The sequence below is a fragment of the Chitinophaga sp. genome (assembly GCF_035538455.1).
In the GTDB taxonomy this organism is placed as follows: domain Bacteria; phylum Bacteroidota; class Bacteroidia; order Chitinophagales; family Chitinophagaceae; genus Chitinophaga.
Genome location: NZ_DATLKJ010000032.1, coordinates 24,655 through 38,333 on the forward strand (window position 1 = coordinate 24,655; position 13,679 = coordinate 38,333).

10 protein-coding genes and 1 tRNA gene are annotated in these 13,679 nt (G+C 46.3%); 7 read left to right on the forward strand and 4 right to left on the reverse strand.

What is annotated here, in order from left to right:
* Nucleotides 1–631 precede the first annotated feature (631 nt).
* Genes VM802_RS03250 through VM802_RS03265 form a run of 4 tightly spaced genes read left to right on the forward strand, consistent with a single transcriptional unit; the run spans nucleotide 632 to nucleotide 7,802 of the window.
* Nucleotides 632–3,910: a SusC/RagA family TonB-linked outer membrane protein gene (locus VM802_RS03250; RefSeq protein ID WP_325527926.1), complete on the forward strand. Its 3,279-nt coding sequence runs from the start codon at nucleotides 632–634 to the stop codon at nucleotides 3,908–3,910.
* Nucleotides 3,911–3,922: 12 nt separating this feature from the next.
* The gene (locus tag VM802_RS03255) at nucleotides 3,923–5,848 is read left to right on the forward strand and encodes a RagB/SusD family nutrient uptake outer membrane protein (protein WP_325527928.1); all 1,926 of its coding nucleotides are present in this window, start codon (nucleotides 3,923–3,925) and stop codon (nucleotides 5,846–5,848) included.
* A gap of 18 nt (nucleotides 5,849–5,866) precedes the next feature.
* Nucleotides 5,867–7,102, forward strand: a complete 1,236-nt coding sequence (locus tag VM802_RS03260) for a DUF5000 domain-containing lipoprotein (RefSeq protein ID WP_325527930.1) — start codon at nucleotides 5,867–5,869, stop codon at nucleotides 7,100–7,102.
* A gap of 7 nt (nucleotides 7,103–7,109) precedes the next feature.
* A complete protein-coding gene (locus VM802_RS03265) occupies nucleotides 7,110–7,802 on the forward strand; it encodes a DUF4998 domain-containing protein (RefSeq protein ID WP_325527932.1) in 693 nt (230 codons plus the stop codon).
* A 241-nt stretch (nucleotides 7,803–8,043) separates the two neighbouring features.
* On the opposite strand, the gene VM802_RS03270 is transcribed toward VM802_RS03265, so the two are convergent.
* Nucleotides 8,044–9,321 carry a metal-dependent hydrolase family protein gene (locus VM802_RS03270; RefSeq protein ID WP_325527934.1) on the reverse strand — a complete coding sequence of 426 codons (1,278 nt, stop codon included), beginning with the start codon at nucleotides 9,319–9,321 and terminating at the stop codon, nucleotides 8,044–8,046.
* Between the two features lie 230 nt (nucleotides 9,322–9,551).
* Between VM802_RS03270 and VM802_RS03275 the strand changes: the two genes are divergently transcribed.
* Nucleotides 9,552–9,635, forward strand: a tRNA-Leu gene (locus VM802_RS03275).
* A 140-nt stretch (nucleotides 9,636–9,775) separates the two neighbouring features.
* Here the strand turns inward: VM802_RS03275 and VM802_RS03280 are convergent.
* Nucleotides 9,776–10,015, reverse strand: coding sequence for a hypothetical protein (locus tag VM802_RS03280; RefSeq protein ID WP_325527936.1), 240 nt, complete (start codon nucleotides 10,013–10,015; stop codon nucleotides 9,776–9,778).
* Between the two features lie 66 nt (nucleotides 10,016–10,081).
* Between VM802_RS03280 and VM802_RS03285 the strand changes: the two genes are divergently transcribed.
* Together VM802_RS03285 and VM802_RS03290 are read left to right on the forward strand one after the other, a co-directional pair.
* Nucleotides 10,082–10,288 carry a hypothetical protein gene (locus tag VM802_RS03285; RefSeq protein ID WP_325527938.1) on the forward strand — a complete coding sequence of 69 codons (207 nt, stop codon included), beginning with the start codon at nucleotides 10,082–10,084 and terminating at the stop codon, nucleotides 10,286–10,288.
* Nucleotides 10,288–10,749 carry a hypothetical protein gene (locus tag VM802_RS03290; protein ID WP_325527941.1) on the forward strand — a complete coding sequence of 154 codons (462 nt, stop codon included), beginning with the start codon at nucleotides 10,288–10,290 and terminating at the stop codon, nucleotides 10,747–10,749. The genes VM802_RS03285 and VM802_RS03290 overlap by 1 nt, the downstream gene beginning before the upstream one ends.
* Nucleotides 10,750–10,829: 80 nt before the next feature.
* Here VM802_RS03290 and VM802_RS03295 read toward each other — a convergent pair whose 3' ends face one another.
* Nucleotides 10,830–12,512 carry a S41 family peptidase gene (locus tag VM802_RS03295; protein WP_325527943.1) on the reverse strand — a complete coding sequence of 561 codons (1,683 nt, stop codon included), beginning with the start codon at nucleotides 12,510–12,512 and terminating at the stop codon, nucleotides 10,830–10,832.
* A gap of 49 nt (nucleotides 12,513–12,561) precedes the next feature.
* Nucleotides 12,562–13,668, reverse strand: a complete 1,107-nt coding sequence (locus VM802_RS03300; protein WP_325527945.1) for a lanthionine synthetase LanC family protein — start codon at nucleotides 13,666–13,668, stop codon at nucleotides 12,562–12,564.
* Nucleotides 13,669–13,679: the final 11 nt, after the last annotated feature.

A 13,679-nucleotide genomic window follows, 5' to 3' on the forward strand; every position in this document is an offset into this window, starting at 1 on the left:
TATTAATTATGATGCTCCGAAAATCTCATGCTCATTAGTGTTTCTGGCAATGGAGAGGGTTTAGGCGACGGATGAAGGAAGATACCCGCATCTATAGAATGCACTCAATTGCTGATACTTTTTTCTCTAAAGACACCCTGTTGTTTTTTTCTCTTGTTTTTTTTTCTACTTTCGAATTATGTAGTTTGAACGATGGAGAACAGCCATATTTTTTAGTTTGAAGGTATTGCACAGTTCCGGATGATCCCGATGAAAAATAGTATCAACCAGGTAATCTAATCAATAAGTTCCTTTTCCCAGAGAAATTATCGGTACATATGTAAGTAGTAAGCACGTTATAGAAAACTATAATCAGAGGAGGATTTTTTACTACAACTATTACGAATTGTATGCTGCTCCCAATAACGCAGGAGAGAAGGAGCGTTTAATGTAATATATCTTTTATGCGCGTTATAGACGAACTATAATCAGGGGAGAATTTTTTATTACAACTGTTGCGACTGTATGCTGCTCCCGATAAAGTGGGAGAGAAGGGGAGGTAATTTTATATCACTTTTATTTCAACCAAAATATACCGTTTGCCGGATGGTGAACCGGGCAAGTATTTTCCTTACCAATAACTTCAAACAACATGAGAGAGTTCTGTAAACTATTCCACAGATGGGCCTTTCATTCCACATTCATTTTCTTTTTTCTGCTATCGCTACAATCTGTTGCGCAGCAAAAGATCGCGGCCACAGGCACTGTCACAGACACCAGTGGACGGCCACTTCCGGGCGTTACCATCGTAGCGGCGGATAACAAATCACTGGGTACTGCCACCGACAATAACGGCCGGTTCATTCTCGACGTAAAAACGGGAACCGTACTGCTGCTCAAATTTGTGGGCTTCAGAGGGGATACCATTACCGTCTCAGAGAGAACAAAAACATTCGCGATTAAATTGAAACCACTCGAAACGGTATTGACAGACGTAGTGGTAACAGCATTCGGCAGAAAGCAGATTAAAGAATCAGTGGTAGGCTCTGTATCTACTATTTCAGCAGAGAACCTTAGAACATCCGGCAGTAACCTCACCAATGCGCTGACGGGCCAGGTGGCCGGTATTGTGGGCTTTCAGCAAAGCGGCCAGCCTGGATTGGACAACTCCAACTTTTTTATTCGTGGTGTGACCTCTTTTGGTTACAGGCAGAGCCCACTGATACTGATAGACAATGTGGAGCTTACAGCCAATGATCTCGCGCGCTTGCAGGTGAATGATATTGCCAGCTTTTCCATTCTGAAGGATGCCAGCGCTACAGCGCTCTACGGCGCCAGAGGCGCCAATGGCGTGATCCTCGTGACAACCAAAGAAGGGAAGGTGGGAAAAACCAATCTCAACTTCATCCTCGAGAATGCTATTTCATCTCCCACCAAAACCATCAAACTCGCAGATCCGGTTACTTACATGAAGCTGTATAATGAAGCCAGCACCACCCGCGATCCTTTGCAGCCTATCGTGTTTGATGCAGATAAGATATACAACACGGAGCAGACGATGAAGAAAGCGCAAGGCAGCAACCCTTATGTGTATCCGGCTGTAGACTGGTTGGATCTGCTGTTTAAAAAGTATGCCACCATTCAGCGCGCCAATCTGAATGTGAGCGGAGGAGGAGACATTGCGCGCTTCCTCGTATCCGGTTCATTCAGCAACGATAACGGCATGCTGAAAAGAAGCTCCGTTAACAATTTCAACAACAATGTAAACTATAAAAATTACCAGCTGCGCTCCAATGTAAATGTGAAGCTGACCAAAAGCACAGAAATGGTGTTGAGGCTGTGGGGCAACTTCAATGATTACAGCGGCCCGCTGACGAATGATGCTTCTTTTTCTTCAGATCTTTACAGCGCTGCGGTACATACCAGTCCTGTACTGTTTCCTGCATATTATGAGCCAGATTCGGCCAACAAACTGGTACAGCATATTCTGTTTGGCAACTCCATTCAGAGCGGCGGTAGCTCCAGCCAGGGAATAGGCGTAGGATATTCCAATCCCTATGCACAGATGTTGAGAGGATACAAACGCTTTTCTGAATCGCGTATGTCGGCCACACTGGAGCTGCACCAGGATCTGAATTTCATTACGCCCGGGTTGAAGTTTCATGGCTTCTTCAATACCAACCGTTATTCTTACTTTGATAATACGATGGCTTATAATCCTTTCTACTACACCGTGCAGCCACAGGATTATAACAAGGCTGCCAATATGTATACACTCACATGGCTCAACTCATTACCCGGTGGTATATTCCAGGGCAGCATAGGTTCCGGTAACAGCGGCGCCGCCACGGAGTACCTGATCTATTCGCCCGGACGTAAAGATGCCAACACATTTCTGCAGTTTCAGGGACAACTGGAATACAACAAACAACTGGGAGATCATGACATCTCAGCGTCTTTAATTGGAGTGAGACAGCAGCGGCTGGTGGCAAATGGCACTGACCCTGTAACGCAGCAACCCAGCCTGCAATATTCGCTGCCATACCGGAATCTCAATATAGCAGGGCGCATGAGCTATAATTATCTCACCCGTTATTTTGTGGAGTTCAACTTTGGATATAACGGATCTGAAAGATTTTCGAAAAATAACCGCTATGGTTTCTTTCCTACCATTGGCGCATCCTGGATGGTGTCCAGGGAGAAGTTCTGGAGTGAAAGCCTGACAAATGTGATTACCTCACTGAAGCTGAGAGCCAGTTATGGTTTGAGCGGAAATGATGACATTGGCCAGCAGCGTTTTTTCTATTTGTCTGACGTGAATCTCAACGCCGGTAATGGCAGCGCTTTCGGTCTGAATAATTTCTATGGCCGTGCAGGCGTGAAGATCAACAATTATGAAAACAACAACGTAACGTGGGAAACAGCAAAGATCCTTAATACCGGCATAGAGATGACGCTCTTCAGGAATTTAGACGTCATCGCGGAATACTGGCAGCAGAACCGCAGTAATATCCTGATGAAAAGGAACATCCCGTCGAGTATGGGACTGGAAGCGGATATTCTGACGAACGTGGGTACCGTAAATGTAAAAGGCCTGGACCTTACCGCCAACTACAACCAGGTATTTTCAAAGAACCTCCGGGTACAGTTTATGTCCAACTTCACTTACTCAAAAGGAACATATGGGACATATGAAGAGCCGCAGTATGCAGAGCCCTGGCGCTATAAATCCGGTACGATGCTGAAGCAGGAGTTCGGATATATTGCCGAAAGGCTTTTTGTGGATGATAAAGAAGCAGCTGCATCTCCGTCGCAACAATTTGGAGGCAATACGCCACGCGGTGGCGATATCAAATACCGCGACCTGAACGGCGATGGCCGCATCACGGTAGCAGACATGGTGCCGATGGGATTGCCCACCGTGCCGCAAATTATTTATGGCTTCGGATTTTCTGTCAACTACAAAGGATTCGAGCTGAATGCCCGCTTCCAGGGACAGGCGAGAGTATCGTTCTTCATCGATCCGAGGTCTGTTAGTCCTTTCGTCATCCCCCCTTCTCCCCAGATCCAGAGCCAGTCACAGATACTACAAGCCTTTGCAGACAATCACTGGTCCGAAGAGAATCAGAACCTCTATGCCCTGTATCCCAGACTGGGCGTGAGTGCGCAGGCTATCGAGAACAACCTGCAACCAAGCTCCTGGTGGCTGCGCGACGGTAGCTTCCTGCGATTGAAAACAGCAGAGATAGGATATGTGCTCCCAAGATCCTGGATGCAACGGATCGGTGTGAAGTATTGCCGCATCTACGTCAACGGCCTGAACCTCTTTAACATCACGAAGTTCAAGCTATGGGACCCTGAGCTGGGCAGCAATGGCTTCAACTACCCGATACAGAAAGTGTATAACGTCGGGCTCAATGTTAACTTATAAATGCAAAGCAACATGAAATATATAACTGACAGGATTTTCTATGTAATGGCGATTTGCTTTACGCTTCCCGTCTTGCAGGGGTGTAAGAAGTACCTGGATGTGACGCCGGAGAATGTAGGAACAATAGACTATGCATTCCGCAACAGGAATGAGGCAGAGAACTATCTGTTCACCTGCTATAGCAACCTGCAACAAATGAGTAATGTGGTGAATGATCCGGGGTTTACTACTTCCGGAGAAATTGTTTATCCGAATGATCTTTCGGAGAGACCTATTTCCGATGCAGGTTTTCAACTGATCCGCGGTACGGTGCAGAATATTTCCAGCCCTGTACTGAACTACTGGGACGGCACTAACGGCGGCTCTGCTATCTTTCAGGCTATCCGCCGTTGTAACATCATGTTGGAGAACATCAACAAGCCGATTGATCTCAGCCCCGATGAAAAGAGCCGCTGGATTGCCGAGACAAAATTCCTGAAAGCATATTACCATTATTTCCTGGTAAAGATGTACGGCCCGGTCCCGGTGTATAAAGTGAATCAGCCTATCACGGCGCCTATTGACGAGATCCGCGTAAAACGGCAACCAGTGGACACCGTGTTCAATTATGTCGTGCAACTGCTGAACGAAGCCATCCCTGACCTGCCCCAGCAGATCGGCAACCTGCAACTGGAGCTGGGACGTGTTACCAGAGTAGTGGCAATGGCCGTAAAGGCGGAAGTGCTGGCCACACAGGCCAGCCCCTTGTTCAATGGCAATACGGATTACGCACAGTTTAAGAATAAAGACGGACAGACCCTCTTTCCTGCATCCGCAGACCCGGCTAAATGGCAACAGGCTGCCGATGCCTGCAAAGCCGCACTGGACGAAGCAGCAACGCTCAACATGCGCCTGTATACTTTCATACAGCCTGCAAACCTGCCTACACTCAATGACTCGTTACGCAGGGTACTAACCATCCAGAATGCGGTTACAGAGAAATGGGACCTCAACGCAGAAGTGATCTGGGCGCTGAACCCCACCTTCAGTTATCAGTCCTTCTGTATACCCCGGCTTACCACCGCTGCCGTGCAGAACTCTACATCCGCAGCCGGCAGCTTCACTGTACCGATGTTCACCACCGACCTGTTTTACTCCGGCAACGGCGTACCGATCAATGAAGACAGAACCTGGGATTATGCCCACCGGTTTGATCTGCAGGTGGGTGATAACAACAACAAATATTATATCAAGAGCGGCTATACGACAGTGAAGAACAATTTCAACAGGGAAGCCAGGTATTATGCCAACATCGGGTTTGACGGCGGTGTATGGTTTGGCAACGGCATTACCGATCCGAATAACCCGTTGTATATAGAAGCAAAGGGACCATCTTCAAAAGCAGGGCCTAAAGACAGAGTGAGGATCAATGTGCTGGCCGCATGGCCCAAGAAGCTCGTCAACTATCTTACCGTATTCAATGAGGGCGTGCAGCAGACTCCATACCGCTTGCCGCGTATACGGCTGGCAGATCTCTATCTCCTCTATGCAGAATGCCTGAACGAAGCCTCAGGCCCCGGTGCAGATGCATACCGGTATATTGATATGGTACGTGCACGCGCCGGCCTGAAAGGTGTGGTGGAGTCATGGGCGCAATTCAGCAATGCACCGGCCAAACCGGCAAGCAAAGAAGGACTGCGCGAGATCATTCACCGTGAACGGCGCATTGAATTGTGCTTCGAAGGCAAAGGCGGCTGGGATCTCCGCCGCTGGAAGGAAATGATTACCGTCCTGACTAATCCTATCCAGGGTTGGAGCATCTTCCAGAGCAGTAACAGCGGCTTCTACACCCTGCAGACACTATTTATTCCCGGCGTTACCGTAAAGGATTATTTCTGGCCGCTTTCAGACGGCGCCTTGTCCAACAATCCAAATCTTGTTCAGACACTTTACTGGTAACTCTAAAATCTAAACGTTATGTATAAGACATCCCGTTTCCTGAAACTCGTTTTGCCAGCCCTGATGGCACTGGTATATATTCATTTTTCGTGCAGCAAGGATGTGAGCTATAACACACCTGTTGCATCAGATAAGACCAAGCCGGGCGTTGTGTCCAACGTTAAAGTGAACAACTTTAAAGGCGGCGCTTACATCACCTACGACCTCCCGAAAACAGGGAATGTATTGTATGTAAAAGCCGCTTACATTATCAACGATGAAACCGGAAAGTCGAGACAGACCAAATCCAGCTACTACAGTGATACCATCATCGTAGAAGGCTTTGCAAAAAAGAAGGAATATGAAGTAAAACTGACAGCCGTATCACGCGCTGATGTGGAATCAGATATGGTCTCGGTGAAAGTGAACCCAGACACCCCTGTGTACCAGCTCGTAGCAAAGACTATTAAAATGCAGGCTGATTTCGGTGGGGTGAACGTACAAACCACCAATCCGCTGAAAAAGCCGGTAGGCGCCATATTGTTGTACAAGGCAACCGGTGATCCCAAGTATACAATCTATCAGCAGAACTTCAGTGATTTTGCGGCCGTCAATTTTTCGGTGAGGGGATTTGATACGCTGCCTAAGGCGTTTGCCACCTACATCACAGACCAGTGGGGGAATAACTCAGATACGGTATATCAGATGGTCAGTCCATTGTTTGAAATTCAGCTCGACAAAAACAAGTTCTTTGTGAACCGTTTGCCGAGTGATACAAAGATCGGTTTCGGGTGGGAGTTGAGTAACCTGTGGAATGGCAACACCGGCGGAACCGGCTGGCATACCGTACAGGAGAATGTTCCATTACCTATTGTATGCACCTTTGGCCTCGGTGTGTCAGCGAAGCTGAGCCGGTTTATTCTCTACGGAAGATCCGGTTATGAATACGGGCATGGAAACCCGAAAGTGTTTTCAATCTGGGGCTCAGATAACCCGGCGCCTGCAGACGTTGTACTGCCGGTATTTGCGGAAGTAGGTACTGTGCTTGGAGACTGGGTGAATATGGGTAATTATGTATGGCCGGGGCCTCCGTCAGGTGCGCCTCCCACTGCAGCAACGGCAACAGACAAGGCATTTTTCAATAAGGGTATGGAATTCACTTTCCCATTCACAGCGCCTAAAGCAAGATTTCTGCGGCTCGCCGTGTCAGAATCCTGGTCAGGCGCCACTTTTGCACATGCCATGGAAATAACCCTTTTCGGAAACACAAAGTAAAACTAACATGAAAGCATATACGTTTTTATTGCCTGCGATGTTGCTTTTAGCTGTATCCTGCGCAAAAGAGGCCACAAAGTACAAAGAGCTGCTGAATGAAACAGAGATCATCTATCCGGGCCCGGTGAGCAGCCTGACCGCACGGGCGGGGAATCAGCGCGCTTTATTGCAATGGCAGCCCAGCCCTGATCCTGGTATTACAGGCTATGTTATCTACTGGAACAATAACCTCGATTCATTACGGCTTACAGCTTCCGGCACTTCAAGAGACACCGTGAGAACGCTGATATCGGGTATTGGGGAGTACGTGCAGAATTTTGTGCTGTATACCGTAGATGGTAAGGGAAATAAATCAGTGGGACAGTCGCTCTCCGGTATTAGAATATATGGTCCTTTGTATATCTCTTCGCTGGTGAATCGCCCGCTGAATGCGTCAAAACCGCCGGTGGCGCTACCGGGAAACGGTTATAAGCTGTATTTCTCCGCAACAGATACGGCATTAAACATCAACACGCGTCTTACTTTCTACGATGCAGCCGGAAAAGTACAGACGGCAGACCTCTCTGCGAAACAAGACTCTGTAATACTGAGCCAGGCAACGGCGGGTACAAAGGTGGCTGTCCGTTCCGCTTATATTCCGGCGCTGACAGCAATCGATACATTTAACGTAGCGTACAGCGACACGACCACGTTGAAATGAGTTATGCAAGGGGGTGACCGGTGCGTATTTTTTTCTCGCAGAGGCGCAAAGAATTAATTTTCACAGCGAAGATCGAAGCGGATTTTTAAGCTCGCAAAGGTGAGAAATTACGTAGAAAATTTTATCTACTACAATCGCTTTACTTTGCGAGCTTAAAAATCCGCTTCGATCTTCGCTGTGAAAATTAATTCTTTGCGCCTCTGCGAGAAAAAAATATTCGCTTCGGTCAGTCTCTCACAAACTATTTCTTCTTATATACTTTTCCTTCTTTCATAACGAAGCTGACGTCAGAAAGCAATTTAACATCCTGTAAAGGGTCACCGTCCACCGCAATAAGATCGGCGATTTTACCAGTGGCTACGGTGCCTCTTTCATTGCTGATCCCGAGCAGTTCTGCAGCGTTGGCAGTAGCAGACTGGATAGCCGCCATGGCAGGCATGCCTGCCTCCACCATGTATTGGAATTCGAGCGCGTTTTTACCATGTGCATATACGCCGGCATCCGTACCGAAGGCGATCTTCACACCAGCTTTGTATGCCTTGCCAAAGGTTTGTTGTATCACCGGACCTACCTCAGCGGCTTTGCGGGCAATTACCGGCGGAAAGAAGCCGGGGAGCTTGGCGGAGTCGGCCACCGACTTGCCTGCGATAATAGTGGGAACATACCAGGTGCCATGTTGTTTGGCCAGGTTCATGCCTTCGTTATCCATGTAGGTGCCATGTTCTATGGAGCTCACGCCGCCGAGGATAGCGCGTTTGATACCTTCAGCGCCATGTGCGTGACAGGCTACGCGCATGCCATAGTCTTTCGCTGTTTCCACCACTGCTTTGATCTCGTCTACGGTGAACTGTGCGCCGGAGCCGTCTTTACTGAGGTCCAGCACGCCGCCGGTGGATGCAATCTTGATGACATCAGCACCTTTTTTAAACTGATAGCGCACGGCCTTCACCAGCTCTTCCCTGCCGTTGGCCACGCCTTTTTCCGGGCCTGGGGCAGGGCGGATGTCTTCCCGCAGTCCTACGGATTCATCCATGTGTCCGCCGGTGGCAGAGATGGGGAGTCCCGCAGTGAGGATATTGGGCCCTTCAGTCAGGCCCTGGTTGATAGCATTGCGCAGGGAGATGTTGACGCCGGAGCCGCCGAGGTCACGTACGGTAGTGAAGCCTGCCTGCAACGTTTTACGGGCATAGCCGGCAGCCCTGTAGGCTATATCGGCATCGGATAAACGAAAACCATCCGCGAAGGCTGTCCGGCTATTCTGACTTTCGATGTGTACGTGGCAATCGATCAGGCCGGGCAATACGGTTTTGTCTTTCAGGTCGATTGTTACATCGCCGGCGCCGCCGGTCGTATAGCCGTTCTGGATAGCCGTGATATTCCTGCCTTCAATAACAACGGTAACCGACTGGCGTGGGGCTGCCCCGGAGCCGTCTATCAGTTTCCCGCATTGTACATAGGTTTTCTGTGCAAATGCCTGCATCATGCTGAGAGAGAGCAGGGCTGTGAATAATGATCTCATAGTAGCTTGGTATTTTTCCGGAAGAATGGGTTGTTTGGTTGATGTTGTAACATTCAAATCTAATGATTCCCGGCCGTTTTTTTTTACTGAAATGGAGACGAGCTTAGAACCTGCTACAGGTAAGGATTACAGAGAAAGAATAAATTTTTTTGAATACCCATTGGATTTTTAAAAATATTCTCTACATTTGCATCCCCGCAACAGACGCGGGAAAGGTCTTGAGAAAGATTGCCCAGATGGCGGAATTGGTAGACGCGCTAGACTCAAAATCTTGTTTTCGAAAGGGAGTGCAGGTTCGATTCCTGTTCTGGGCACAGAAAAGTAAAGGGCCTCAAGTCATTGAACTTGAGGCCCTTTACTTTAAATCAATTTTTCCTTTTTGAATGTCAAAGTTCAAATCGTTGTGGAGCATAGCTTTATACGGTTCGATTCCTGGTGCACGTTAAACTTACAGCTAACAGTATATCAGGCCCACAATGTCGCTGTGGAACTCTTCCAGTTCTTGAGCAGGCGCCCAAAGTTCGTTGTGGATTTCTCTGCCTACATTTTGCACTTCAAACTTCTTCACGTACTCCGTCCGCACATTATATTTTGTCACATAGCCCGAACCGGATGAGGCCACATTCCAGTCCCTTGCAATCTGAATATCGTAACGCTCATTCATAACCGGTCCGGAAGCCAAACCTGTCTCCATCAAGTGAAAAAGCACTATTTTATATTATTTCTTCTTAACTTGTATATTTACTTATAAACTGTATTTATGCCTGATTACAAACTTGATAGAACTGCATTCAGAATGCAGAAGTTTAAAGAGGCAGATGCTGCAAACATATTTGATAAGAGCATTTCTTATCCGGAACGTTTACGTCAGGCTTATTACCTCATATCCCAAGCTTATGGCTTTTCTGAAGCTGATCAACCTAAGCTGGATAGAAAGCATTTCTCTCGTCGAAAATTGAATCGTTAATGGGTACCATCTTTAATGACGATTTTAGGGATTTTATTCAAGCCATGAATAACCAGGATGTCGCTTACATCCTGGTTGGTGGATATGCTGTGATTTTACACGGCTATAGAAGAGTTACCGGTGACATGGATATCTGGGTAAAGAGAACTGCGGAAAATTATTTAAAACTCACTCGTGCCTTCGCTGAATTTGGGCTGCCTATTTTTGATATGACAGAGCAAAATTTCTTAGACGTAGATACTACAGACGTATTTTCTTTCGGCCGGCCGCCAGTTAGCATTGATATCATAACGGAACTCAAAGGTGTGAATTTTGAAGAAGCTTTTCCGCAAGCGCAGATTTTCAATGAAGATGGATTAATGATTCGTTTTTTACATTTGAATAATTTAATTGAAGCTAAAAAAGCGGCAGGGCGTCATAAGGATTTAGATGACATTGAAAAATTGACATCTGGTGAATAAGCTCATTTAATCTAATCAAGGGAGATTGCTGATTATTATCAAATTGGGACTGCTATATTATAAATAGTGTGAATTTTGATTCAGTTAAGAATAAGGTTAATGGCTTTCTCCAGTAATTCGTCCTTATCTTTTATAATGCCGCTAATAGTGGGTTTGCATTCAATATCTGGTTTTATACCAGTTTGCTGAGTTTTGCCGCCGTCGGGATAATATACACCCAGTCCGGTTATGGAGATATTTATGCCACCTGGCAGGCAAAAGGAAGTAACATCTCCATCGGTGCCTGCGGTGGTGCTGCCTATGATCCTTACACCGGGTATAGAACGAAATGCCATGGTACTGAATTCAGCAGCGCTTTGAGTATCTTCATTGGTTAGTAATATCACCTTTCCACGATAAGAAATATCGTTCTTTTTACCAATGCTTATCGTATCCCATATTGTGAATAAACCGGGACAATCCGGGCGCGCCCTGGACAGGATAGCAAAAGATCTGGGGATATCTGACAGATAATCACCTATACCTGTCATATTCTCTTGCGGAGGTAACCGGAAGTCTATGATCAGGCCTTTGGTATGCTGTATACGGTCCATTATTCCGGGAATATACTCACTACGTAATGTTATAGGATTGATGTAAGCGATGTGCTCAGTTATCATGCTAAAGCAGGTATCTGTTGGGTGAAACCGCTTATTTAAATCAACCTGCGCTATAGGATAGCTACGGAGTCGCAGCTGTTGTATGCTGTTATTGCGGTACACACTCACTGTAACGACCGGATTGTTTGTCCGTAGTAAATCAATGGCAATCTCCCTCAACTGTGCGGCATATGTGGAACCGCTGACGTAGGGAAGTCTTTTACGAATGATATCAGCAACAGGAAGATTATTTATTTTAATGATTACATCTCCCTTTTTCAGAACCGATCTATTTTCTGGTCGCTTATTTCCGGGAATAAATTCATCCAGATAGTCAGTAACTACAGCTTTGTTTTCGATAAATCTGATTTCATAAGGAGCGCACCTGGTTCCTTTGTAGGATTCAAGTACTTCGTGTGTGCTGGTGATATTGGCATGACCATCGTGCAAGTGTGCCACAAGCGATAATACGTTTAATAGATACTCCTTTTCATTTGAAGCATTCATGAACCGCGGGATATATTCTGTGAGGATATGATCCCAGTCAGACAGATCACGATACGGATAAAAGTACTGTATTATGTTCCAGAATCTGAATAAGGATAACAAGCGGTAACAGGTATCTGGGTAAGGGGTGTTGGCGTATGATAACTCATTCTTGAAAAGAGGAATAGGGATTGAGTCAAATTCAACATAATATTGTTCGCTTGGAGGTTGTATATGCCGGATGTCCGCTAACCAGGATACAAGCTCACCAGTCAGTGCAGGTTGTTTTATCCAGGAGTAGTCTGGAAGTAACTGTGTACGGGAGGTATCAATGCCCGACTTCTCTGATACATTAACAGCGCCTAATTTGCTGACCCACTTTAACAGAATGGAGTCTCTTGATTTTATGGATTTGCATGTCTGTATGATAGGGAGTATTTTTACCAGTTCGTCATCCCAATTATACTTTCCGGATAACACGGTGGGATGATAGTATTTTAGATACCCCCATACCTTAGCCAAAACAGCAAGATGTACAGTAGGCGATATGGCAGGGGCAGGTACTTTATTAACAGACTGTCCATATGAAGAGCTTAAGTGAAAGCAGAACAGAATGAGTATGGTCAGTACTTGTTTCATCTGGATAGAGGTTTGGATTGGTAATACCAATATACGGTAATACGGGATATCAGGATATACCAAGCAGCAAGCACTCGTCCCAGCTTTCCAATCCTGTCGTCAGAGAATCGATGAGGGTGATTCCAACGCCGCAGGCGCCTGTCAGTATACCATATTTGTTATCCCATTTATGTGATTTGCTGACCGGGCCATCATCCTTGTTAAGATACTGAGCTTTAACTAAAGTCGTAGAGAGCCAGAAGTTGTGGTTGGTCAAACAAACTGGCAGACTGGTCTTCTTGTAAAGCTGGTGGAATAGGTAGGCCAAACCAGCGCTCCCATTGTAGAATGATGCATTCAGATCGGAGGTATTGATAATACTATAGTTATCGCCGGCACACTGCAATAGTTTCATACCTTCCTCTCCCCATATTTCATTATCGAAAACCTGTCCGGCTTGCAGACAACTCCATGCTATACGTAGGATTTTTCCATGCCGGGAACAATTGAATTTTTCGTCAGCTGCGTGGTCCCAAACATCTTGCCAGTACTGGTACTCCTTGCAGAACACTGTTAGCCAGGTCTGATATTCATTGACAAGTGAGATGATATCATCTTTGAAAAGATCTTTGTTATAGATCCTCGTAAGGCAATTTACAATATTGGCCATGCTATGTGCTAAATCCACCGGGAGGTCGATTTTTCGGCGAATATTATGTTCTTCCACCACTTGTAATCCCTTTAGTGCGCCTACAAATTGTCGCAGGTAACCAAAAGCCTTCTCATCCGGGAGTCGTTTCAGCGCATGAACAGTGGCCCCGAGCGCACCGTTTGCATAATCATAGTTACGTTGCATGAGGCTTCTCAAAGACTGGATGTAAATATGCATATCAATTGAGGAAAAGAAATAGTCGGCCTCAAAATCAACTATTCCTCTCCCCTGGAGAAAATTCAACCCCCAGGCTATTCCTGTATAGCCAGCTCCCATTGTTTGGTCTAAGCCTTCACCAGGGAAATTGTCTATCAGGTTATTGGTTAGCGATTGACATTTTTTCCAATACTGAACCTCGTCTGTTAGTTTAAATAAGTTGTAATAAAATATACTTATACCAGTATCACCCCCAAGTAATGACATATCATTGGTGATTGCACCGGAGAGCATGTCTTCTATCTCCATAAGCTTGTCTT

What these genes read in the sequence shown, in the direction of transcription:
- VM802_RS03250 (WP_325527926.1), top strand. Translation starts at nt 632, where the DNA reads ATGAGAGAGTTCTGTAAACTATTCCACAGATGGGCCTTTCATTCCACA.
- VM802_RS03255 (WP_325527928.1), top strand. Translation starts at nt 3,923, where the DNA reads ATGAAATATATAACTGACAGGATTTTCTATGTAATGGCGATTTGCTTT.
- VM802_RS03260 (WP_325527930.1), top strand. Translation starts at nt 5,867, where the DNA reads ATGTATAAGACATCCCGTTTCCTGAAACTCGTTTTGCCAGCCCTGATG.
- VM802_RS03265 (WP_325527932.1), top strand. Translation starts at nt 7,110, where the DNA reads ATGAAAGCATATACGTTTTTATTGCCTGCGATGTTGCTTTTAGCTGTA.
- VM802_RS03270 (WP_325527934.1), bottom strand. Translation starts at nt 9,321, where the DNA reads ATGAGATCATTATTCACAGCCCTGCTCTCTCTCAGCATGATGCAGGCA.
- VM802_RS03280 (WP_325527936.1), bottom strand. Translation starts at nt 10,015, where the DNA reads ATGGAGACAGGTTTGGCTTCCGGACCGGTTATGAATGAGCGTTACGAT.
- VM802_RS03285 (WP_325527938.1), top strand. Translation starts at nt 10,082, where the DNA reads ATGCCTGATTACAAACTTGATAGAACTGCATTCAGAATGCAGAAGTTT.
- VM802_RS03290 (WP_325527941.1), top strand. Translation starts at nt 10,288, where the DNA reads ATGGGTACCATCTTTAATGACGATTTTAGGGATTTTATTCAAGCCATG.
- VM802_RS03295 (WP_325527943.1), bottom strand. Translation starts at nt 12,512, where the DNA reads ATGAAACAAGTACTGACCATACTCATTCTGTTCTGCTTTCACTTAAGC.
- VM802_RS03300 (WP_325527945.1), bottom strand. Translation starts at nt 13,668, where the DNA reads ATGGAGATAGAAGACATGCTCTCCGGTGCAATCACCAATGATATGTCA.